We start from the raw sequence: 21,984 nt of genomic DNA on the forward strand, positions 1-21,984 counted from the left end.
GGGGTATTATCAGCAATTAGGCAAATTATTGCCGAGGTTAAGACAATATCGGCAATGACAGGAAAAAACGGCAAGAGCGGCAAGTATGATTCCCGCCTCTTTGAGCTTAAAAATAAGACTAATGGCAACATAAAGTTGCACATTAACTATAGGTTAGCCGACGAAATTTTACTTAGCGTATCGAATTTAGATAGTGTTTTAGTTAAGATGTTCAGACGATTGTTATTTTCCAATTGCGTTTAACCCTAAACGCTCACCAAAATATTACCAAAACGATAACTAACTTAAGCACTTATAATAATGAATGGAGAAACCATGCACCTTCGTAAACGCCTTGTCCTTGGCACAATATTGAGCTTTTTTAGCGTTCAATTGCTGGCCGCAGAAGCCATTGTTAGCGCTGAACAGAAGCAAACTGCCGAACAACTGATGCAAACCGCACTGAAAAGTGATCTTGGCATGGACATAGTCACGTCATTGACGACTGAAATTGGCCCTCGCCTAGCGGGTTCAGAAGCTGAAAAGCGAGCTAGAGGTTGGGGAGAAAAATTGGGACAACGCTTAGGGTTTGATAAGGTTCGTGTGGAAGAATTTACGATGCCGTTCTGGGAGCGGGGAAATTTACACATATCCCTTACTTCCCCCTACAATCAAGAATTATACGGCACAGCATTAGGTGGGGCGGCACCATCAAAACAAGATATTGATGCACCCGTGGTTTATTTTAGAGATATTCACGCTCTAATGGAGGTAGAAGAAGGAGAGCTCAAAGGTAAAATCGCTTTTGTTGATGGCGATATTATGGTGAAAAGTCAGGTGGGCGCAGGTTACGGACAAGCGAACCATCGTCGCAGAGTGGGATGGCAACATGCGCAACGTGGCGGTGCAGATGCGTTAGTGGTGCGTTCCGTGGGTTCAGATTCACATCGATTTCCCCATACAGGCATGATGAGTAAAGATGGAGACAAATGGGCAAGTATTCCTGTTATTGCAATTTCTAACCCAGATGCGGATCATCTTCGCCGTTTACATAATTTGGATAAACCCCTAAGTATTTCCCTTCATTCTGAGTCTGACTGGAAAGGTGAAGTTAGCAGCGGGAATGTTGTGTTAGATTTGATTGGTAGCGAGAAACCTGAAGAGATCGTACTTATCGGTGGCCATTTAGATAGCTGGGATCTGGGTACTGGAGCTGTAGACGACGGTGCTGGTGTTGCGATTACCACTGCAGCGGCTGCATTGATTGCAAAATTGCCTAAGCGCCCTAAACGTACTATCCGAGTGGTCATGTTTGGTGCTGAAGAGGTAGGCCTGTTAGGCGCATTTGCTTACACCAAAAAACATGAAGCAAATTTGAGTAATCATGTTCTGGCCACAGAGTCAGATTTTGGAGCACAAAAAGTATGGCAATTGGGATCTAACGTTAATCCAAAAGCCACAGTGTTAATGGATGAAATAGGCAGAATTTTATCCCCTCTAGGTATCGTTAGAGGCCGTTCAGATGCACCAGGAGGTGGCCCCGACATTATTCCAATGGCCGCCAAAGGCGTACCCACAATTCGTTTAAATCAAGACGGACAAGACTACTTTGATTTACACCATACGCCAGACGACACCTTAGATAAAATTGAGCCTGACGCTCTAGCGCAAAATATTGCTGCTTATGCCGCTACTATTTATTTAATTGCCGACTCAGAGGTTGAGTTAAAACCATAAGCTAGCGCCAGCAACTGACGCGAAGACTGAAAAGCCCTAATCCTTTAATTAGCTGGGATTAGGGTTTAAGCATGCAAATTTAGTAGGTTTGTGTACCGCGGATGGGGTAACCAGTTTGATTACGAACAAAGGTTAACCCCCTTACAACTACATCTAACTCTGGGCGTAAAAAAGGCGTATTGGCAATATTTACCCCCTGTAATACTCCCACTTCGTTAATGACAAAAAGCGCAGGCTCTGAAAAATCATGATCGGTTTCTTTTTCAGAACGTGGGGCTGATATGTACAACCCTAATTGCTGCATTTGCTCAACACTTAGCCCGTAAGCGATGGGATAAGTCACATTTAGCACTTCCATGTTTTGACTAAGTTGTTCTTTTGAATCTGCTGATACGGCTGTGACACTCACACCGATGGCATTTAACGCCTCTTTGTGCTCCTCCAATAAATTGAGGTAGCGTACACATAAAGGACAATGTTTTCCCCGATACACTACCAGCATTTGCCAATCGGCCCCTGAGTGAGCTTGTCCTAGATTAACCGTGGAGCCATCTAGAAGCGCTGCATTAATAGATGGAAAAGGACTACCGGGAATGAGTTTTACTAAGTTTGTCATTTTGATCTCTTTGATAGTTAGTGAGTTTTATAGATTGAATAAATAGTGTGAGGGCTATACCCGTGCATAGAACAACACAGCTGATAAATATATTGCTTATGCCGCCAGGTATGTATTCTACAAATGAGGTTAAAAACTGCCCTAGAAACACCGCCATGGTAAAAAATGATAAATTGCGACCACGCACTTTTACTTCGCTTCGCTCTACTGTCATGTGGTTTAGCAATGGAATACTAAAGCCAAACCCAATGCCGATAAAAATCGCCCCTACCACTAAACTAATAGTGCCTGTTTGTAAGAAGAAAAGATAAGCTACCCCGAAACCAATAAATGCTAGAGCTAACACTTTCTGCTCGCCAAAAAGTTTACATACCTTAGGCAGGAAGTGCGCCGCAACTACCGCCATTAATGAAATGAAGGCCAACAAACCTCCTATTTGCTGTTCGTCGTAATCTTGTCCATACATATAACTGGGCAGCAAAACTATAGAGGTGAAAAACAATACCATTGCAAGCATAGCAATTAGATACACACTTTTGAGTGAAATTCCCTTTTGCAAAGTCGCATGTTCATGTTGGGTTTCCACTTCTTTTTCAACGGGATTTTGGCGGGGTACGAAGACCAAGAGCATGGCTAGAAATACCCAAGCAACGAGATAAAGCGAAAGGGGTAATGCCCAGTGTTGCGCCGCGAGTAAGCCTCCAATAAATAGAAATACCACCCCGCCCAGTTCGATCGCCATGCCCTGTTTAGCAATCATTTTTAACCGCTGTTCGCCAAAATACCATTGGGAAATTAGCACCGTACAGCCTGCCATCACTACTGAAGTCACGCCGCCTAAAACGAATCGATTGAACAATACCCATAACGGACCATGCAACCAATAGACGCTTGCCCCCACAACCCCATATAAGAATAAGCCAATAATAAGCAATTGATATGCGCCATATTTGTCAATTAGTTTGCCAGCTAGGGGAGCAAAGACTAACGCGCCTAATGCGGGTAAAGTGACCAACAAAATAGCATTGTCTGTCACGCCCAAGCCAGCCGAGATACTGACTAAACCTGGGGCAACGACAGCCCCTACCATAATCGTTAAACAGGCAATACAAAGTAAGGTGTAGCCACCGGCACTGTTAAGTTTGTTCATGAAAAAGTCCCTTAAATTGATAAAAAAGAAATGTTATTTAGTGTTTGGCCAAGGCGTTAAAAAATGCACTGATGATAATGAAGAGAATACTCACCACCACCACCCCAGGCCATTGATATAGAGAGTAAGCGGTAAGACCTGCTATTGAGCCTAGCGCCCCACCAAGATAGTAACCGAGCATGTAAATACCATTGATACGACTTTGGGCGCTGTTATCGATGCTAAAGACCCGCACCTGATTAGCCACTTGTGCACTAAAAACAGCAAAGTCGATTAGTATAATTCCCACTATCAAGGACACTAGATTTCCGGCAAATAGCCCTGTTATGGCAAACCCTAACGCAGCTAGCCCTAACACCACCATTATTAAAGTTTTAGCGCCGAGTTTATTCACCCATTTACCCGAAGCCTTAGCACCAATGACGCCCGCTAATGCAATCAGACCAAAGAGGCCGGCTTGTTGGGCGTTGTAATGAAAAGGCGCGTCACTCACATAAATTGCCAGTGTTGCCCACAAAACATTAAATGCGGCAAACCAAAATGCACCGGAAAATGTAAATAGTCGCAGCGATCGATGTCGGGCAAACAACACTAAGGTGCTCTTTAACAGGGGCAAGTAACGTAACGAAGCCTGTGGTTTATTGGAGGGTAAACATATCCATAACAAGATCCCAAGGAAGGCGGCGATTAACGCAGACATAATAAACACACTGCGCCAGCCAAACTGTTCTGCAACAAACCCACTTAAGGTTCTTGAGAGCAAAATACCAATGGTTAACCCCATCATTAAAGTGCCAAGGGTGGCACCTTTGTTTTCAATAGACACCATTGATGCAGCAAACGGAATTAGCTGCTGAGTAATATTTGCGCTCACACCAATTAAAAAGACTGCCAGCATCAGTATTGGCAGATTTGGCGCAAAAACGGCGACTGAACAAGCAACCACTAACAAACAGGATAAGAGACCTATAAGTTGCCGCCGCACTACCGAATCACCCAAGGGTGAGATAAACAAGAGTGCAAAGGCATAACCAAATTGCGTGAGTGCTGGAATACTGCCTAATTGCGAATCATTTAAATGAAACTCGTTGGCAATTAACGGCAAAATAGGTTGGTTGTAATACAGGTTCGCCGCACTAGCCGCAATGGCAGTTGTCATAAGTAATAACATTAAAGGGCTTAACACGGGTGTAGAATCTGAATGGGTCATATGTGTCGTTAAGTAAATAAAACATAGACACAGCATAAGACTTATCTATTAATAACAAAAATGATATTATTTAATTGAATCGATACCAAATTTGTATAGATTCTAACATTGGACTTCGTCATGGATATCAAAATATTAAAGAGTTTTGTTTCAGTCGCTAAACATAAGAGCTTTTCAGAAGCTGCCCGCGAGTTACACACTGTTCAACCAGCGATAAGTCGTCATATATCCGCGTTGGAGGAAGAACTTGCTGTCACATTATTTAACCGCAACTCTAGAGATGTTGCGATTACCCCAGCGGGTGAACAATTACTTGATGATGCTTTAGGGATTCTCGCCTTAACTGAGCAAGCTAAGCAAAAGGTAAAACGTGCCCACAGTGGTACTGTGGGAACCTTGAATATTGCCCATTTAAGTTCAGCATGCTTGTCTTTTATGGCCAGCCTGATCCGAACCTATAGATCTCAGTTTCCCCACGTCCACATCGCTCTATTTGAAATGACCGCAACGGAACAAATTGAAGCTCTAAAGCAAGATAAAATCGATATTGCGTTTTCAAGACCCTTGCCGACCCCTATTGCTGACGAATTTATTAGTCACGATATTTATATTGATAAACTGGTGGCCGTGGTAAATCAAAGCCATCCACTTGCAAGCCAAAAACACACTGATCTCGCTAGGTTAAAAAGCGAACAATTTATTATTTTTAATCGTGAAGAAGCCCTTGGACTTTTTGATGAAACCATCATACTTTGTAAACAAGCAGGATTCTCACCGAACATCATTAGTCAACCGAGGCATATGCAAACCTTAGTCACTGAAGTGGCTGCCGGTTTAGGCGTGGCAATTGCTCCTTTTTGCGTAAGCAAATTGTATAGTCAGGGCTGTCATTTTATTGCATTGGACAATGTCGAGACGCAAATTCCGTTACAAATCCAATTTAAACAAAACGACAATAGCGCCACCACCCACGCCTTCTTAACGGTTGCGTTAAACGCCAAAAACGAAATTCAACGCAGCATGACGCTTTAACCCTACCTGCAAATTTGACTAAATCGAATCTCGCTTTCAAAAAGCATGTAAAGCAAAGAAACCATGACAGTCATAAAAGAGCAGCCATAATAGACATAAGATGAATTCAGGCTAGGAACATCTAGCCTGAATCAGTATTAGCTGTATATTAGATTTCGATGACGACTTTACCTAAGCCTTTACCACTGGCTAATCGGTCGTGAGCTTGACTCACTTGTTCAAGACTATAATGATTTTCATCTAATACAGGAGTTAATTTTCCAGCTTCGATAATTTTAGTTAATTGTTTAAGAATCTGACTGTGCTCAGCGCGCTTATAGTTGTGTAACATTGGAATGAGCATAAATACCACATGCAAGGACAACCCTTTGAAATGCGCTTCCGTTAAGTCGATTTCAAGCATAGACACAGTAGTAGATACTTGCCCATTTAACGCTGCCGCTTTAAACGAGTTGGATAAATTCGCCCCGCCAACAGAGTCAAATACCACGTCAAAACCTGCATTGTTTGTGTGCTTAGCAACGTAATCTTCCACTTTTTCTGTTTTATAATTTATGGCTGTCGCACCCAGTTTTTCGATTAAGTTTAATTGTGCTTCTCCGCCGCCAGTAGAAAATACCTTAGCGCCAAAATAGTTTGCTAATTGTAAGGCAATATGTCCTACGCCGCCTGAACCACCATGCACCAATACAGACTGTTGGGCTTTAACGCCGGCTCGTTTGAGGCCTTCGTAAGCGGTGATCCCGCACAATGGAATGGCAGCAGCCTCTCTCATTGAAATGTTTTTCGCTTTAGGTGCGATTAAATTAGCATCTGCAACAATGTATTCCGCTAAGGTACCGGGTAAATCCGCCAAGCCACCTGCACACCCATAAACCTCGTCACCCACTTGGTATTCGGTAACCCCCTCACCTACAGCTTCCACTGTACCGGCAAAATCCATTCCTAAAATTGCAGGAAGTGGTGGCGCAATGGGGAATTCAGCCCCTAATTCACGCAGCATAGTGTCGACAGTATTAACACTGGTGGCTGCAATTTTAACTAGTACATGTCCAGATTTTACAGCAGGTTTAGCAACCTCTGCCGCTTCAAATACATCGCTGCCACCATAGGCTTTAATAATCATTGCTTTCATGTTCGACTCCTTATTGATTGATGAAACAAGTATATTCAAACAACATTAAATTGATAATAGAGAAATTTATTGAATGACTTTCTATATTTTGTTGATAATAATATACAATGAAGGAGAGCCATGAACATGAATTTAGATCATTTGAAATTATTTGTACGCATAGCGGCATTGAACAATATCAGTGCCGCAGGTAATGAACTTCACCTATCCCCTGCAGTATCGAGCAACTACATCAGTAAACTTGAAGAAAGTTTAGGCACTCGGCTGATCCACAGAACAACTCGCAAAGTATCATTAACAGAAGAAGGTAGAACCTTTTTACCCCATGCTGAAAACGTATTGATGAGTGTGGAATCGGCTATGGCATCCGTGGGCATTGGCAAAGTGACTCCCCAGGGAAGGTTGCGAATTACCGCACCCGCTTCATTTGGACGTATGCATCTAGTGCCTGCTCTGGCCGGCTTTCTCAAACACTACCCAGATATAGATATTGATCTTCGACTTTCCGATAGCATAGTCGATCTGGTTGAAGGCGGCTTTGATATTGCAATTAGAGACGCCTCATTAAAAGACTCTAGCCTGATTGCCAAGAAATTAGCGACAGATAAACGGATCGTCTGTGCATCACCCGATTACATTGCCGAGTATGGTGCGCCAGCGACTCCCGATGATTTGCAAGCGCACAGTTGTATTACCTTGGTCGGTTTAGATAACTGGCATTTCCAAACTGACGGTACTACTCAAACGATTAAAGTGATTAGCAGGTTTACTACTGATAATGGTGAGGCCACAAGGGACGCCAGTGTAAATGGATTAGGCATTACCGTTGCTTCCACATGGAGCGTTTACCAACATTTAAAAGAGAAAACCCTTGTTCCTGTCTTATCCAATTACCCGCTATTATCAGAAACAGACATATGGGCGGTTTTTCCGAGTTCACGACTACTAGCGCCAAAAGTACGCGTATTTATTGACTATTTTACAGCGTATTTTGGTGATATTCCTTATTGGGATTTGTGACAATATTCACTGAACCTTCATATGTGAGTGTTATTGTTGACATAATTATTTGTGCAAATGAAACAGAGGTAGGAAGGTATGTCGTACAAATTTCCGTTGTTAATGTGGTTGTGCCTGTTTGGTACGCAACTTTATGCTAAGCCAACGATTATCGCCCACCGCGGAGCTTCTGGGTATTTACCAGAGCATACCATAGAAGCCGCCGTCCTCGCATTTTCCCAAGGGGCGGACTTTATAGAACAAGATTTGGTCTTAAGTAAAGACTTAATCCCGGTGGTATTGCATGATATTCACTTGGAAACCGTGACCAACGTCGAACAAGTCTTTCCTAAGCGTCATCGGACTGATGGTCGATATTATGCGTTTGACTTCACCCTAGAAGAATTGCAAACCTTAAATGTACATGAACGTACAACCCAAAAAGGCGAACAGGTTTACCCCCAACGTTATCATGGACAGTCACCATTCAAGATCGCCACATTTGAACAACAAATTAATTTAATTCAACAACTTAATCGTCAATTTAAACGAAACGTTGGCCTCTATGTGGAAATTAAATCTCCCCGTTGGCACCAAAAAAATGGTGCCGACCTTAGCCAAATAACACTCAATATTCTACGTAAACACGGTTTAGATAACCAAGACAGCCATGTTTACGTACAGTGTTTTGACTTTGCAGAAACCCAACGACTTAGCACTGAATTGCAGGCAAAGGTAAAACTCATTCAACTTATTGCGGAGAACAGTTGGCAGGAATCTGAGTCTGACTATGATTACTTAAAAACCAGCGAAGGCCTTAAAGCTATTGCTAAGGTCGCCCAAGGCATTGGGCCATGGATACCACAAGTATTCAATTTTCAACATAACAGACCCACAACTTTAGTAGCCAATGCTCACAAGGCAGGTTTGCTCGTTCACCCTTATACATTTAGAAAAGACGAGCTACCAAAAGAGTATTCATCCCAACAAACCCTAGAGATTTTATTTGAACAGTTAAAAGTAGATGGATTATTTACCGACTTTACCGATGAGGTAAAAAGCTATATCGATAAGCAGGTAAATGAGGTAAAGCCAAAAGGCTAAATTATTCTCGGGAAATAGCTCGCAAAACCAACAAGGCCCTGCGAGCTGTGTAAATTAAGGTTTGGCCATTCGAATAACAACGCGTCTGTTCTTAGCGCGAGACATCTTATTAGTGTTGGTGGCCGCATGACGACGTTCGCCGTGTCCGGTGACCTCTATGCGATCAGGATCAACACCCATCTCTGTGAAATACGCTTTTATTTCTTCCCCTCGACGAATGGACAGCTGTTCGTTATTCCAACGACCGCCATAACTATCTGAATACCCGTCTAACAATACCAACTCAAGATCAGTATCTTCTTTGAGGTAATCCCCTATCATCTGCAAACGCTTCTTAGAATATTTGGTTAGATCTGTACTGTTACTGTTGTAACTCAATACAGTGTAAGCAATATCTTCAAATGCAAAGGGTAATAAATTGGCTACGCACTCAGCAAATTCAATGTAAGGTTTTGCGAAGTTACTGGCATTCAACCCCACGGCTATACGATCAAAATCACTGTACCAATCTTGATAATAAAGGGTTGGCCAAAAGCCTTTTTCTAATTCGGATAACATTGTCCACGCCGCTTTTTGCGGTAGATCACTGTTGTATTGTTTACGAATGGGCATTTGTGCAATTTTTCGTTGCATTTGCCCTGGCATCCATTTGGGAGGCACAGAATAGACAGACGCCACCGAATAGGTGTTTGGCAATCGTAACATCTGCAGCTCAAACTCCATATTTAGCTGTTTCGATGCTGAGCTATAAAAAGCCGCCTCGCCGTAACCTGGTAGCTGATGACTTAAAGTACATTGTAAGCGACTTTTTTGACTGACCTGCCACTGAGAATCCTCAATAGGTGCAGCATAGTGTCGCAAGCTAGCCTGACTAGCAAAGCTTAGGGTTAAGCCCAAAAAAATCGCGCAGGTTTTCATATCAAACACAAATCCAGTAAATGGGGTTTATTCATAGTAGGTATCGACATTTGAATCAAAAAGTTTAATCCCCTAATGTGTATAGATAATAACCAACTACTACTAACGAATGCAAATGCTTACCAACATATTCACAACTGAACTGGTACAAGGCTGTAAAGGTTGACATAATAGCAAGCTATTTTGTCAATTAGTAAGGTTATCATGTCTGCGCCAATTCACCTGTTGAACCAACGATTTAGAGGGTACTTCCCAGTCGTCATTGATGTAGAAACAGCTGGATTCAATGCACAAACTGACGCTTTGTTAGAGTTAGCCGCAGTCACATTGAAAATGACAGCCAGTGGAGAGATAGAGATAGATAAAACCTTCCACTATCATATTAATCCGTTTGCAGGGGCCAACCTCGAACAAGCCGCCTTAGACTTTAATGGTATCGATCCCCAATGTGCTTTACGGGGCGCTATTGACGAAACAGAAGCAATTAAAAATTTATGTAAAGAAATTCGTAAAGAACAAAAAGCAGCAGATTGCCAACGTTCTGTAATTGTTGCTCATAATGCTGCGTTCGACCAAGGCTTTGTCAACGCCGCAATTGAACGGTGTAATATTAAACGCACTCCTTTCCATCCATTTGTATCATTCGATACCACTAGCTTAGCGGGTTTAACCCTAGGTCAGACGGTGCTTGTAAAAGCTTGTGAAGCGGCAAAAATTGAATTTGATCAGCGTGAAGCCCACTCGGCGCTTTACGACACAAAGAAAACAGCGGAACTATTTTGTTATATGGTTAATAAGTGGAAAGCCCTGGGTGGATGGCCCATTGAGTGAGCGATATTAACCATATAAATTTGACTTAGTTGGCAAGCAGTAGAGGTTTTTAAGGCGATAAAACAAAAGTGAGGCCGAAGCCTCACCTAAACGAATCTAATACTGGAAGGGATACCCTGCCCTAGCTAATATGCATTACTCATCAGAATCGGAATCAAGGTTGTGCATTTCCAAGTTACTCAACTCTGTTTGAATCATCGACTTTTTCGCCCCTTCAGAACGGGCTCCATCGACTCTTTCTAGATACACCTGGTCGATATCACCGGTAATGTAGTCACCGTCAAATACTGATGTTTCGAAGCCAGTGATAGCGGTGTTCTCGGCACTTACGGCTTCAACAAGATCTTGAATATCTTGGAAAATAAGGCCATCAGCTTTAATTAACTCGCTAATTTCGTCGATATCACGTCCATATGCAATTAACTCATTGGCACTGGGCATATCAATACCATAGACATTTGGAAAGCGGATTTCTGGCGCAGCTGAGGCAAAATACACCTTTTTAGCCCCTGACTCACGAGCCATTTCGATGATCTGCTCAGAGGTAGTACCGCGAACAATTGAATCATCGACTAAAAGCACATTTTTACCTTTAAACTCAGATTTGATCGCATTCAATTTTCGGCGCACAGACTTACGTCGCAAGGTTTGCCCAGGCATGATAAATGTACGACCGATATAGCGATTTTTCACATACCCTTGTCGATACGGCAAATCGAGTTCAATGGCTATCTGTAACGCTACATCAGAAGAGGTTTCAGGAATAGGGATTACTACGTCAATGTCTAAATCAGCCCATTCTTTAGCTATTTTTTGCCCTAGTTTTTTCCCCATATTGACCCTAGAAGCATATACGGAAATGCCATCGATAAATGAATCAGGACGAGCAAAATACACAAATTCAAAAATACAGGGAACATTTTTAGGGTTTTGAGCACATTGTTTTGTAAACAATTCCCCTTCTTCGGTTACGTAGATTGCTTCACCAGGCGCAACATCACGAATAAAGGTGAAACCAACTGCATCTAAAGCTACACTTTCAGAGGCAACCATATATTCATCGCCCTGCTCGGTCTTACGCTTCCCTAATGCAAGTGGACGTATGCCATATGGGTCTCGAAATGCAACCATACCATTGCCGATAATAGCGGCAACTACAGCATAGGCTCCGCGAATTTTCTTATGTACATTAGCAATAGTGGTGAAAACATCTTCTGGGGTTAGGGTTAATCCTGCACTTTGTTGTAACTCGTGGGCAAAGATATTTAGTAATAATTCTGAATCAGAGGTGGTATTAATATGCCGTCTAGCAATTCGAAATACCTCATCTTGTAAATCATGGGCATTGGTCAAATTCCCATTATGGGCAAAGGCGATTCCAAATGGTGAGTTAACGTAAAAGGGTTGCGCCTCTGCAGAGCTTGAAGAGCCAGCCGTAGGGTAACGCACATGGCCAATGCCAAACTGCCCCGTTAATCGCTGCATATGGCGGTTATGAAACACATCTCGCACCAAACCATTGGCCTTTCGAAGATGGAACATCTTATCATCAACAGTCATGATCCCTGCGGCATCTTGCCCACGGTGCTGAAGCACAGTTAACGCGTCATAAAGTGCTTGATTTACTGCACTCTTTCCAACAATTCCGACAATACCACACATGCAATTTACCTACTTATTCGGCGTTAAAAAACTGGAGTTATTTTGTATAAAACTAAAAAACCACTCAATAATAGGAGTGAATTCAGGCACTAATACCGACTCTATCCACCAAGAGGATTCGGAAGCAGTCGTAAAAGTATCTAAGAAGAACAAGGCTGCGCTAACAATGAGAATGCCACGAATAATGCCAAACACTGAACCTAGGGCTCTATCCGTGCCGGTCAATCCGGTAAATTGTACTAAGCGCGCAATTAAATAATTTATCAGCCCACCTAAAATTAGCGTACTGGCAAACAAAATCGCTATGGAAACGCCATTCCTGACCATTTGATCATCAAACTTAGTCATGTAAACAGCAAGGTATTCGTAAAATTGGCTAGCAATAAAAAAAGCGGCGAACCAAATAGCTAAAGAGATAGCTTCTTTAATGAATCCCCGTACCAAACTTATAATGGTGGAGACAGCGATAACGCCAATGATGGTGAAATCTATCCAATTCATAATGACCCGGTCATATTAATTGTTGGTTCGTTAAAATCGCGCGCATTCTATCAGAGATAGTATTTATTTCTAGTATTCATTTTACTGTGAATGGTGTGACTCGCCCTTGCAACTTAGTTAATTCCCTCAGCTGGGGAAGCGCATTTTGCAGTTTTTGTTTGTTTAACTCAGGTCCAACAAACACTTTAGTGAGTTCACCGGAACTCGTTTGCACCGGTCGGCTGAATGCTTGATAGCCCGCTTTTCGGAGTGTACTTAATAATTCACTGACATTTTTTTGGTGACGAAATACACCAAGTTGAACAACCCATCCGGCTTTTGCAAGCAGTCGACTGTCAATTTGACTGGGATTGGATTGGGCGTTGTTATTTATTTCGACTTTGTCTTCTACGGGACGATCAATTTCCCTAGATGTGTTCTTATTCGCATCTGTATTTTCAGACGTTGTGTTACTCACAACATCTTGTTGTTTTACTGTCGATGACGGATCATCATTTTGTTCAACCTGATCAATTTCAAAATCATCTGTGGCCACGTCCGGTACTATTTCAACTTTTCGAGAAACTTCTTGTTTTACTTGCTCGACAGGAAATTCTTCAGTGTTACTGACGTTACTCATTTTAGGTTGTTCGGGGATCGACTCAAATTGGTCTTGGCTAGTTTGCTTTTCACCATCAAGCAAATCGGGCAGAAAAATCACTGCTAGTGCTACGACTATAATGGTGCCAACCAATCGGTTTTGAAGTGCTGAAGACAAGACGTTTCCTCTATTAAACCCATGCCAAGGTCATTCATTTAAATTGTATCAAGATGCTTGTATTACTTCACTCACGGTAAAAAATGAACCGAACACAATAATTAAATCATCATGTTTTGCATTTTTCTTGGCTTCATGAAGCGCATCAGAAACACTTTCAAATTCTACCACTTTTTGTGAGTCAGTGAGCACTGTTTTTAGTTGTTTACTCTTCGCACCTCGCGGCACATTGAGAGAAGCAACATACCAATTGGCATTCATGGATACAAGTGGCAATAAGCTTCCAGCAATATCTTTATCTTCTAACATAGCGACGACCAAATGCAATTGCTGGTATTCCAGTCGTTCTATTCTGGATGCCAACAACTCCGTAGCTTGGGGGTTATGGGCAACATCTAAGACTATTTTAGGATTGTGACTTATTACCTCAAAACGGCCAGGTAGCGTGGATTGGTCGATTAACTCTTTTAGCTTGTCTTGATTAGAAGGTAAATGTCCTAACACGCTTAATACTTGCAGTGCAGTTGACGCGTTCTGCATAGGAATTAATGGTAGTGTTAAATCACTGAACTGGTTATCACCGTTGTACCAACACCAATTGGTTTCACAATCTTTGTAGCCAAACTCTTTACCTTGCCAGTATGGCTGAGCTTGCCGCTTTTCAACAGCCGTAAAAAGGGTTATCGGCGGATCGGGTTCGCCAATGACCACGGGGATATTATCGCGCATTATACCCGACTTTTCCGTTGCAATGAGTTCGCGGGTATCCCCTAAATAGTCTTGATGGTCTAGGGCAATACTCGTTATGACTGCGATATTAGGATCAACTATATTTACCGCGTCTAGTCGCCCACCTAAACCCACCTCCAACACCACAAAATTAGGTTGATGGTTAGCAATTAATACCAGCCCTGCTAAGGTGGCAAATTCGAAATAAGTCAAGGATACATCACCGCGAGCGCGTTCGACTTGCATAAACGCATTTACATGCGCTTGTTCACTCAACATTTGACCATTGATACGCACGCGCTCGGTATAGTCAATGATATGAGGAGAACTATAAACTGCAACACTTTGTTGCTGAATCAGTAGACCCATTTCTATCATTCGGCAAGTAGTGCCCTTACCATTTGTTCCAGCAACAGTTATCACCGTACTGTTCGAAAAATCTAATTTTAATCGCGCATAGATTTGTTGGCTGCGGGAAAGACCCATATCGATTGATTTGCTATGGATCCCTTGTAAATATTCCAGCCATGTAGAGAGAGACCAGGACAAACTAGGTTTGTGCTGGTCTTCTGACGATATGTTATCTGTCATTAATGGGGCTGTGAATGTAGCTTTTTCAGTAAGCTATGAACGGTATCGCGCATTTGGCGACGGTCAACAATCATATCGATTGCACCTTTTTCCACCAAGAATTCACTGCGCTGGAAACCCTCGGGTAAGGTTTCTCGCACCGTCTGTTCTATCACTCGTGGTCCGGCAAAACCAATCAAAGCTTTAGGCTCAGCAATATTAATGTCTCCTAACATCGCCAAACTGGCTGAAACACCACCCATAGTCGGATCGGTTAAAACCGAAATATAAGGTAACCCCTTTTTACTCATACGAGCTAAGGCTGCACTAGTCTTGGCCATTTGCATCAATGAAAACAGCGCTTCTTGCATCCGAGCTCCACCACTTGAGGAATAACACACCAATGGCATATTATGTTCTAAACAAGCTTCTACCGCTTTCACAAATCTGGCACCAACTACAGATGCCATGGAACCACCCATAAATGAAAACTCAAATGCTGCACACACAACAGGCATGCCTTTCAGTTTACCTTGCATCACAATCAACGCATCTTTTTCTTTGGTTGCTTTTTGGGCGGCAAGTAGGCGATCTTTATAACGCTTAGAATCTTTAAATTTCAAGACATCTTGAGGCTCTAAGTCGTCACCAATTTCTTTGCGGTCAGCCTGATCAAGAAAAGCGTTAATTCTCGCACGAGCGGTAATACGCATGTGATGATCACATTTTGGACAGACTTCAAGCTGCTTCTCTAATTCGGTTTTATATAACACCGCTCCACAAGATCCACATTTTGTCCAAATCCCCTCAGGCACATTGCTTTTAATAGAAGACTGGGTCCGCGGTAATATTTTTTGTATCCAACTCATTCAATTCATCCTAATTGCAAAAATTTGCGCTTTATATGCTGCTATTTTCGCCAAAATCATGATTAATATCGCTTTATCGACAGCTTATCGACGTAAAATATCTATTCTCGCCATTAAAACATAGTTTACTCTTGGGAAGAAAACAAAACTGGTCTAAGAAGTGGCTTTGCTGTTTCTAATTTGGTTTTTTCACTGCTAGAAAAACGCCGGTCCCAATGGAATCTCTGGGATCCCAAAACGCTCAGGGTAAAGCACATCCACTAAATACAAACCATTTGGCTTGGCTGTTGCCCCTGCTTTTGCTCTATCTTTTTGTTCCAGTAACGTTTTCATCCACTCAACCGGTTGTTCTCCACTGCCTATAACAGCAAGACTTCCGGTAATATTTCGAACCATATGGTGTAAGAAAGCATTTGCTTGCACATCAATCATAATGTACTGGCCACGCCGTGTAACCTGAATATGCTCGAGCCTTCGCACAGGTGAATTAGCTTGGCATAACGAAGCCCTGAATGCACTAAAATCATGCTCACCTACCAGACATTGTGCCGCTTCATGCATTTTTTGATGATCGAGTTGCGTATACATATGTGTCAAACCACCAGCCAGTATTGCAGGACGAAAGGGGTTATTATAAATAATATAACGATAACGACGACCTACTGCAGAAAAGCGGGCATGGAAGTCTGGGCTCACTTGTTTGGCCCATTTGACGGCGATATCTTTGGGAAGATTGGTATTCACGCCCAAAGTCCAACTGCGTTCGGGTCTAGAGGCAGGTGTTTCAAAATGCACTACTTGACCAGTGGCATGAACTCCTGCATCCGTTCGACCAGCACATAATACGGCAACGGGATGATTAGCAACTTTGCTTAACGCTTCTTCTAAATGCAATTGTACACTAGTGACTTGAGATTGCCGCTGCCAACCGTGATAGTTTGTGCCATCATACTCAATCCCTAACGCGATTTTATTTGTTTGCTGCTGCTCCACTGAGACCATTTTCCTTTAAAACTGGAAGGGGTTAATAAGCCACCTTGAATAGGATCTATCTTTCGCCACAATCAAGAGCTTACGAGAAATGGTTGGGAATGAATCTTTATGAACCTGAAACTAACCTCTATGGTTTACATATCTTAATCAGCACAACCAAAAGCCCGCCATTGTAATGAATTTCGGCGAACTTTTCATAGGTTGATTGCACTTTCAATTTAAATATTTTACGTAAAGGTGTTTATTCAGCCAATTTAGTAAGCAATTCTTGCGCTTCTAAGCGTTGGGATTCATCGCCTTTACTAATGACTTCTTCCAGTAACTCTTTAGCCGCGTCAATATCGTCTGTTTCCAAATAAGCTTGCGCTAAATCTAATTTTGCACCTATGCCATTATCACCATCAACATCTACCTCATCAGCCTCACCAAACCCAGCATAGGATTCAAAGGCCGCAGCAAGGTTCAATTCTTTATCGATTTCCTGCGTACCCTCTGCTTCGATACTTTCATTAATCAAGTCATCCACATCCAAAAAGTCGTCTTCTGATTGCTGGTCAGACGGCGTTTGTTGTGGTGAAGCTGTCATATCAGCATCATTTAATAAGGCATCAAAATCTAAACCGCTATCCACGTTTGATAATGTATTTTCATCATCAATTGATGGTAGATCTTTAGGGTTATCTTCAGTTGTATCTATGCTATCGAGTAACTCATCAAAACTCGTCTTTTCAAGCTCATTCAGAGAGTTACTTTCTTCGGCTTCTTCAGAAGACAGCCAGTCACCCAACCCGGGTAAATCGTCTAATTCAACATTTTCTGACTTATCCGTGCTTTGCTTTTCAACTAGGTTGTCTTGCTCAGCCAAATAATCTTCATCAAATGCTTTTAAAGCTTCATCTAAATCAGCATCATCGAAACCATCTGAACCTTCTCCTGACAAGCTATCTATATCATCGATACTTGGAATTTCTTCATCAAAATCAGAGAGAACCTTTTCGATATCATCTTCTTTATCGATAGGAATGATCTGCTCTAGCTGCATGTCATCTGAGTCTTCACTTGGTGTGAAGTTATCATCTCCAATTTCAACATCAAAGCTAGTTGCTTCTGACACAACCTCTTGTTCAAATTCATCTAGTGCTTTATCGAGATCCTCAATTTCATCACTTTGTATTTGTTCAACTTGGTTTTCTGAGTTTTGCTCGGTAGTTAAATCGACTGCTGTTTCTTGTTCATCTACCGTTTCGGGGCTATCTACAAGATTTTGTTCTTCTGTGGGATCTTGAACCCCTTGAGTCTCTTCAATTTCTAGCGGCTCTTCAGCTTCATTTAACACATCGGCAAGTTCTGACTGAACATCTTCAGGTTCCGGAGGTAATGCAGAACCAGATTCAGTTAACTCATCTATTTTTTCCGATTTGTCATTTTCAAACTCAGCTAAGAGTTCATCCGCCGAAAGCGACTCTACGCTGTTATCTTCAACATTTTCTTGGTTAAGTAAATCATCTATGTCGTCAACATCTTGGCTAAAGACTTCGTCCTCTACCTGACTTTCATCCAAAGGAGTTTCAGCGCCATTTTCTGGAGCTAGTACGTCTTCTGACGGGTTAACCTGCTCGTCAACTTCTTGGTTAAGGACTTCGTCCTCTAGCTGACTTTCATCCAAATGAGTTTCAGCGCCATTTTCAGTAGCTAGTACGTCTTCTGACGGGTTAACCGGCTCGTTAACATCTTGGCTAAGGACTTCGTCCTCTAGCTGACTTTCATCCAAAGGAGTATCAGCACCATTTTCTGGAGCTTGTGCGTCTTCTGACGGGTTAACAGATGCCTCAATATCTTGCTCAATGAGATCTTGTTCAACCTCATCTTCTTCGATGGTATCGAAAAGCTCATCAGCGATATCTAGCTCATCACTATCATCATCAATTACATCTTCAACAAGGTCTTCTTCATCTAAATTTTCTGTTAGGGAATCTAACTCCTGAATTCCCATCTGACTTTCCGCAGGTGTTGGTTCTTCTAGGGTTTCAGTATCTTCATCCAGCATTCCACCCATTTGCTCTAATTGTTCGATTTCATTGAGCAATTCATCAGTAATATTATCTAACTGCGCATTTTGCTGATGAATTTCTTTATCAATATTTTGTAGCATTTCCTCATTCATTAAATCTGAATTATCAGAAACTATGGAATCTACTTCCTGCTCTGATTGAGGTTGCTCAAGTAATTCATCGATACTGATTTCAGGCTTATCAGGTTCATCATCAATAACAGGGGGTTTAATTTCGGGGGTAGTTGATTCCGTCGCCTTTACGGACTCATCAACTGTTGACTCGCTTTGTTCAACTTTATCTTCCGGCGTGTCAATATCTAAATCGGGTAACTCACCTAAGCCGTCAATTTCATCAGCAGCAGTATCCTCTGGGTTAGATTGGGCAAAATCTAACTCATCATCTTCTGCCCCTTGCTCACTGTCTTGTTCCACGGTTGAGTCAGCTTTCGCTTCCGACTCTTCCTCAGCTAACTCATCACCAATGTCAGCGAGTAAGTCTTCCTCATCAAACAGATTATCAAGATCATCTTCAAGAACACTATCATCTTCTGCATTGTCGTCTTTAGATTCCTCTATGACTGGATCTAAACTGTCGTCGTCCAAATCATCAAAGGCTTCAAAACTATCTTCGCCGGTTCCATCTAATGACTCTTCTAACTCTTCTGACAACACATCATCTAGGAGATCATCTTCTCCGAATAAATCATCATCACTATCTTCTAGCTCTTCACTTAATTCGTTGGTTAAGGCATCCGCTAAATCATCCATTTCATCACTTTGCTCGAGGATAGCTGCGTGATTTTCATCGAGTACAGGATCAGTTTCTGTTTGTGGTTGCTTACGGCGAATTAACCACATCGCAAACGCGCCTAGTAAGCTAATAGTGAATAGTACAGACAGTAAAATAAGAAACAGTGGATCAGTTAGCCAGGCAAAGCCACTGCTTTGCATTTCCGCTTTACGCTGATTCTCTGCTTCCCGGGAGATGGCTAAGAGTTCATTTTGCAACGCCAACATTTGATCCATTTGCACTTGCAACTCTTCATCTACCCGCCCTCGTAGACTACCAATTTCGGTATCAACCGCATCTAATCGCTCAACGAGTTTACGATTTTCATTGAGTAAGGTTTGAACACTTTCGATTGATTCGGCAAATTGCTGCCGAATTGCCGTAAATTGGCGATTTTGTTCCGCGTCAAGTGCACTTAGTTTTTCTTCAATGACTTGTTTCGTTTCCGTTAAGTCATCTTTACTTGCTGCCTCTTGAGAAGTCTTTACGTTAACTTGTTGTGTTTCGCCTTTAGTGAAAGCGCGCCAAGCACTATCGTCTTGTTCAGCTTTCATCTGTGCGGCTTTAGGATCGATTCTAGCAACATAACGTTCTGAGGGAAGTTTTAGAATGCTGCCATCAACAAGATGATTAAAATTCTGATCTTCAAATGCGTCAGGGTTGAGTTGATAAATGGCCTGCATCACTTGATACACAGACAGATTCTTATTTTGACGATATCGACTGGCTATGCGCCATAAGGTATCTTCCGGAACCACCGGCCCATAGGTTGTGCCAGAAAACTCGGCGGTATTACTTTTAGGACCTCTAATTTGAAGTTGTTGAGCATCAACAGTGGCGCTAATAGACCAAAGTCCTACGCTGGCAAATAGTAAAAACGCTACCTGTCGCACATTCATATAATTAAGTCATCGCCCTGTAATAATTATTATTTTTTGCTCACTAAAATGTGACCAATTGCATAAAAATTAGTATTAAAAATCCGTCTCTAATCAATAACCTTTAACTCGCACCTAGAAGTGCTAAGTTAGCATAGAGAATCATAAAATAAGGAATAAGCAAAACTCATTCCAAACTATTGTTGTTAATATTCATCGATTAACACAAATATAAACCACATAAGAACTATGATCTACATAGATAGAACATAAAGCTACAGATAGCTACGGTTAATCAACTCAAGACTTGCCGATGTTCTTGCCCATTGTGGTTAACTTAGGTTATCGGCATAGCGGTAAATTACTAAAAATAAATCAAAAAAAAGGCCAGACGGCAGTCTGACCTTCGTAGATAAAAATCGAATTACATGTAATCGCGCACCAGCACTTCTGCTATTTGCACACTGTTCAAGGCCGCGCCTTTTCTGACGTTGTCAGACACAACCCACATGTTTAAACCATTTGGATGAGAAATATCATTTCTTACTCGACCCACAAAAGTTTCATCATGACCACTAGCATTTCCCACTTGCGTTGGAAAATCTTCTGGGTTCTCAAGCAATTTAACTCCAGGAGCATCTGCTAATAATCGTTTAGCATCTTCTGCGTCTAGGGGGGAATGAGTTTCTAGGTGTATGGCTTCACCATGACCGAAGAACACGGGCACCCGCACAGCCGTAGCGTTCACTAAAATAGAATCATCACCCATTATTTTTTGTGTTTCCCACACCATTTTCATTTCTTCTTTGGTGTAGTCATTATCCATGAACACATCAATTTGAGGGATCACATTAAAAGCGATTTGGCGACTAAAGGCTTTGGGCGTAATTTCTCTGCCACTTAGCAAGTCGGTAGTTTGTTTAGCCAACTCTTCCATTGCTGATTTTCCAGCGCCAGAAACCGATTGATAGGTAGCCACGTTAATACGAGCAATTCCAACGGCATCTTGAATTGGCTTCAACGCCACCATCATTTGAATAGTTGAACAGTTAGGATTAGCAATGATATTGCGATTTCTAAAATCAGCCAAAGCATGGGGATTTACTTCTGGCACTACCAATGGAATATCGGGTTCGTAGCGGTAATGGGAGGTGTTATCGATAACCACACAACCTGCTTCTGCCGCTTTAGGTGCAAAAATTTCTGAAACACTTCCGCCAGCCGAAAAGAAACCAAGTTGAACCTTTGACCAATCAAAAGTATCTGCATCTAATACGGTAATCTCTTTGCCCTTGAAGGTCACTTTACCACCCGCTGAGCGACTGCTCGCCAATGGATATAATTTATTAACCGGAAAATCTCGTTGTTCGAGAATTTCAATCATGTGTTGACCAACTAAACCAGTTGCCCCTAAAACAGCAACATCAAAAGCGCGAGACATTAGTGCATTACTCCAAAAAATATAATCAAA

Annotated in this window: 18 protein-coding genes; 5 read left to right on the forward strand and 13 right to left on the reverse strand. The window is 42.0% G+C overall.

Annotated features, from left to right (window positions below; translation table 11 throughout):
- Nucleotides 1–315 precede the first annotated feature (315 nt).
- The gene (locus Q4574_RS18475) at nucleotides 316–1,716 is read left to right on the forward strand and encodes a M20/M25/M40 family metallo-hydrolase (RefSeq protein ID WP_303476376.1); all 1,401 of its coding nucleotides are present in this window, start codon (nucleotides 316–318) and stop codon (nucleotides 1,714–1,716) included.
- 79 nt (nucleotides 1,717–1,795) lie between these two features.
- On the opposite strand, the gene Q4574_RS18480 is transcribed toward Q4574_RS18475, so the two are convergent.
- Genes Q4574_RS18480 through Q4574_RS18490 form a run of 3 tightly spaced genes read right to left on the reverse strand, consistent with a single transcriptional unit; the run spans nucleotide 1,796 to nucleotide 4,641 of the window.
- Nucleotides 1,796–2,332 (reverse strand): redoxin domain-containing protein, encoded by a 537-nt coding sequence (locus Q4574_RS18480; protein ID WP_303476378.1) that lies wholly within the window; start codon nucleotides 2,330–2,332, stop codon nucleotides 1,796–1,798.
- Nucleotides 2,301–3,482: an MFS transporter gene (locus tag Q4574_RS18485; protein WP_303476380.1), complete on the reverse strand. Its 1,182-nt coding sequence runs from the start codon at nucleotides 3,480–3,482 to the stop codon at nucleotides 2,301–2,303. Before Q4574_RS18485 ends, Q4574_RS18480 begins: the two co-directional genes overlap by 32 nt.
- Nucleotides 3,483–3,519: 37 nt before the next feature.
- The gene (locus tag Q4574_RS18490; protein ID WP_303476383.1) at nucleotides 3,520–4,641 is read right to left on the reverse strand and encodes an MFS transporter; all 1,122 of its coding nucleotides are present in this window, start codon (nucleotides 4,639–4,641) and stop codon (nucleotides 3,520–3,522) included.
- A 171-nt stretch (nucleotides 4,642–4,812) separates the two neighbouring features.
- Here Q4574_RS18490 and Q4574_RS18495 point away from each other — a divergent pair, with 171 nt between their 5' ends.
- Nucleotides 4,813–5,724, forward strand: coding sequence for a LysR family transcriptional regulator (locus Q4574_RS18495; RefSeq protein ID WP_303476388.1), 912 nt, complete (start codon nucleotides 4,813–4,815; stop codon nucleotides 5,722–5,724).
- 148 nt (nucleotides 5,725–5,872) lie between these two features.
- Here Q4574_RS18495 and Q4574_RS18500 read toward each other — a convergent pair whose 3' ends face one another.
- Entirely contained in the window at nucleotides 5,873–6,859 is a 987-nt protein-coding gene (locus Q4574_RS18500; RefSeq protein WP_303476390.1) for a zinc-dependent alcohol dehydrogenase family protein, read from the reverse strand.
- A gap of 126 nt (nucleotides 6,860–6,985) precedes the next feature.
- On the opposite strand from Q4574_RS18500, the gene Q4574_RS18505 reads away from it, so the two are divergent.
- A complete protein-coding gene (locus tag Q4574_RS18505) occupies nucleotides 6,986–7,879 on the forward strand; it encodes a LysR family transcriptional regulator (RefSeq protein WP_303476392.1) in 894 nt (297 codons plus the stop codon).
- Nucleotides 7,880–7,957: 78 nt separating this feature from the next.
- Nucleotides 7,958–8,962 (forward strand): glycerophosphodiester phosphodiesterase, encoded by a 1,005-nt coding sequence (gene glpQ, locus Q4574_RS18510; protein WP_303476395.1) that lies wholly within the window; start codon nucleotides 7,958–7,960, stop codon nucleotides 8,960–8,962.
- Nucleotides 8,963–9,016: 54 nt separating this feature from the next.
- Here glpQ and Q4574_RS18515 read toward each other — a convergent pair whose 3' ends face one another.
- On the reverse strand, nucleotides 9,017–9,880 hold the full coding sequence (locus Q4574_RS18515; protein WP_303476396.1) for an OmpA family protein: 864 nt from the start codon (nucleotides 9,878–9,880) through the stop codon (nucleotides 9,017–9,019).
- 204 nt (nucleotides 9,881–10,084) lie between these two features.
- Between Q4574_RS18515 and rnt the strand changes: the two genes are divergently transcribed.
- Complete coding sequence (rnt, locus tag Q4574_RS18520) at nucleotides 10,085–10,711, forward strand: ribonuclease T (RefSeq protein ID WP_303476399.1); 627 nt, start codon at nucleotides 10,085–10,087, stop codon at nucleotides 10,709–10,711.
- 135 nt (nucleotides 10,712–10,846) lie between these two features.
- Here the strand turns inward: rnt and purF are convergent, their stop codons facing one another.
- The 8 genes from purF to Q4574_RS18560 all read right to left on the reverse strand — a co-directional run bounded on the left by purF (nucleotide 10,847) and on the right by Q4574_RS18560 (nucleotide 21,954).
- Complete coding sequence (gene purF / locus Q4574_RS18525; RefSeq protein WP_303476402.1) at nucleotides 10,847–12,373, reverse strand: amidophosphoribosyltransferase; 1,527 nt, start codon at nucleotides 12,371–12,373, stop codon at nucleotides 10,847–10,849.
- A gap of 9 nt (nucleotides 12,374–12,382) precedes the next feature.
- On the reverse strand, nucleotides 12,383–12,874 hold the full coding sequence (locus Q4574_RS18530) for a CvpA family protein (protein ID WP_216050228.1): 492 nt from the start codon (nucleotides 12,872–12,874) through the stop codon (nucleotides 12,383–12,385).
- 76 nt (nucleotides 12,875–12,950) lie between these two features.
- Nucleotides 12,951–13,631, reverse strand: coding sequence for a cell division protein DedD (dedD, locus tag Q4574_RS18535; protein ID WP_303476404.1), 681 nt, complete (start codon nucleotides 13,629–13,631; stop codon nucleotides 12,951–12,953).
- A 48-nt stretch (nucleotides 13,632–13,679) separates the two neighbouring features.
- On the reverse strand, nucleotides 13,680–14,951 hold the full coding sequence (folC, locus tag Q4574_RS18540; protein ID WP_303476405.1) for a bifunctional tetrahydrofolate synthase/dihydrofolate synthase: 1,272 nt from the start codon (nucleotides 14,949–14,951) through the stop codon (nucleotides 13,680–13,682).
- Nucleotides 14,951–15,799, reverse strand: a complete 849-nt coding sequence (gene accD / locus Q4574_RS18545; protein WP_303476407.1) for an acetyl-CoA carboxylase, carboxyltransferase subunit beta — start codon at nucleotides 15,797–15,799, stop codon at nucleotides 14,951–14,953. Before accD ends, folC begins: the two co-directional genes overlap by 1 nt.
- 195 nt (nucleotides 15,800–15,994) lie before the next feature.
- Complete coding sequence (gene truA / locus Q4574_RS18550) at nucleotides 15,995–16,792, reverse strand: tRNA pseudouridine(38-40) synthase TruA (RefSeq protein WP_303476409.1); 798 nt, start codon at nucleotides 16,790–16,792, stop codon at nucleotides 15,995–15,997.
- A gap of 241 nt (nucleotides 16,793–17,033) precedes the next feature.
- Nucleotides 17,034–20,534, reverse strand: coding sequence for a FimV/HubP family polar landmark protein (locus tag Q4574_RS18555; RefSeq protein ID WP_303476413.1), 3,501 nt, complete (start codon nucleotides 20,532–20,534; stop codon nucleotides 17,034–17,036).
- Nucleotides 20,535–20,937: 403 nt separating this feature from the next.
- A complete protein-coding gene (locus Q4574_RS18560; RefSeq protein WP_303476415.1) occupies nucleotides 20,938–21,954 on the reverse strand; it encodes an aspartate-semialdehyde dehydrogenase in 1,017 nt (338 codons plus the stop codon).
- Nucleotides 21,955–21,984: the final 30 nt, after the last annotated feature.

Origin of the sequence: Aliiglaciecola sp. 3_MG-2023 (assembly GCF_030548205.1) — a bacterium.
Classification (GTDB): domain Bacteria; phylum Pseudomonadota; class Gammaproteobacteria; order Enterobacterales; family Alteromonadaceae; genus Aliiglaciecola.

Coding starts and splice junctions, on each gene's coding strand:
- Q4574_RS18485 (WP_303476380.1), bottom strand. CDS start 3,482: ATGAACAAACTTAACAGTGCCGGTGGCTACACCTTACTTTGTATTGCC.
- Q4574_RS18560 (WP_303476415.1), bottom strand. CDS start 21,954: ATGTCTCGCGCTTTTGATGTTGCTGTTTTAGGGGCAACTGGTTTAGTT.
- accD (WP_303476407.1), bottom strand. CDS start 15,799: ATGAGTTGGATACAAAAAATATTACCGCGGACCCAGTCTTCTATTAAA.
- folC (WP_303476405.1), bottom strand. CDS start 14,951: ATGACAGATAACATATCGTCAGAAGACCAGCACAAACCTAGTTTGTCC.
- Q4574_RS18555 (WP_303476413.1), bottom strand. CDS start 20,534: ATGAATGTGCGACAGGTAGCGTTTTTACTATTTGCCAGCGTAGGACTT.
- Q4574_RS18505 (WP_303476392.1), top strand. CDS start 6,986: ATGAATTTAGATCATTTGAAATTATTTGTACGCATAGCGGCATTGAAC.
- Q4574_RS18500 (WP_303476390.1), bottom strand. CDS start 6,859: ATGAAAGCAATGATTATTAAAGCCTATGGTGGCAGCGATGTATTTGAA.
- glpQ (WP_303476395.1), top strand. CDS start 7,958: ATGTCGTACAAATTTCCGTTGTTAATGTGGTTGTGCCTGTTTGGTACG.
- Q4574_RS18480 (WP_303476378.1), bottom strand. CDS start 2,332: ATGACAAACTTAGTAAAACTCATTCCCGGTAGTCCTTTTCCATCTATT.
- rnt (WP_303476399.1), top strand. CDS start 10,085: ATGTCTGCGCCAATTCACCTGTTGAACCAACGATTTAGAGGGTACTTC.
- Q4574_RS18495 (WP_303476388.1), top strand. CDS start 4,813: ATGGATATCAAAATATTAAAGAGTTTTGTTTCAGTCGCTAAACATAAG.
- Q4574_RS18490 (WP_303476383.1), bottom strand. CDS start 4,641: ATGACAACTGCCATTGCGGCTAGTGCGGCGAACCTGTATTACAACCAA.
- Q4574_RS18475 (WP_303476376.1), top strand. CDS start 316: ATGCACCTTCGTAAACGCCTTGTCCTTGGCACAATATTGAGCTTTTTT.
- Q4574_RS18530 (WP_216050228.1), bottom strand. CDS start 12,874: ATGAATTGGATAGATTTCACCATCATTGGCGTTATCGCTGTCTCCACC.
- Q4574_RS18515 (WP_303476396.1), bottom strand. CDS start 9,880: ATGAAAACCTGCGCGATTTTTTTGGGCTTAACCCTAAGCTTTGCTAGT.
- purF (WP_303476402.1), bottom strand. CDS start 12,373: ATGTGTGGTATTGTCGGAATTGTTGGAAAGAGTGCAGTAAATCAAGCA.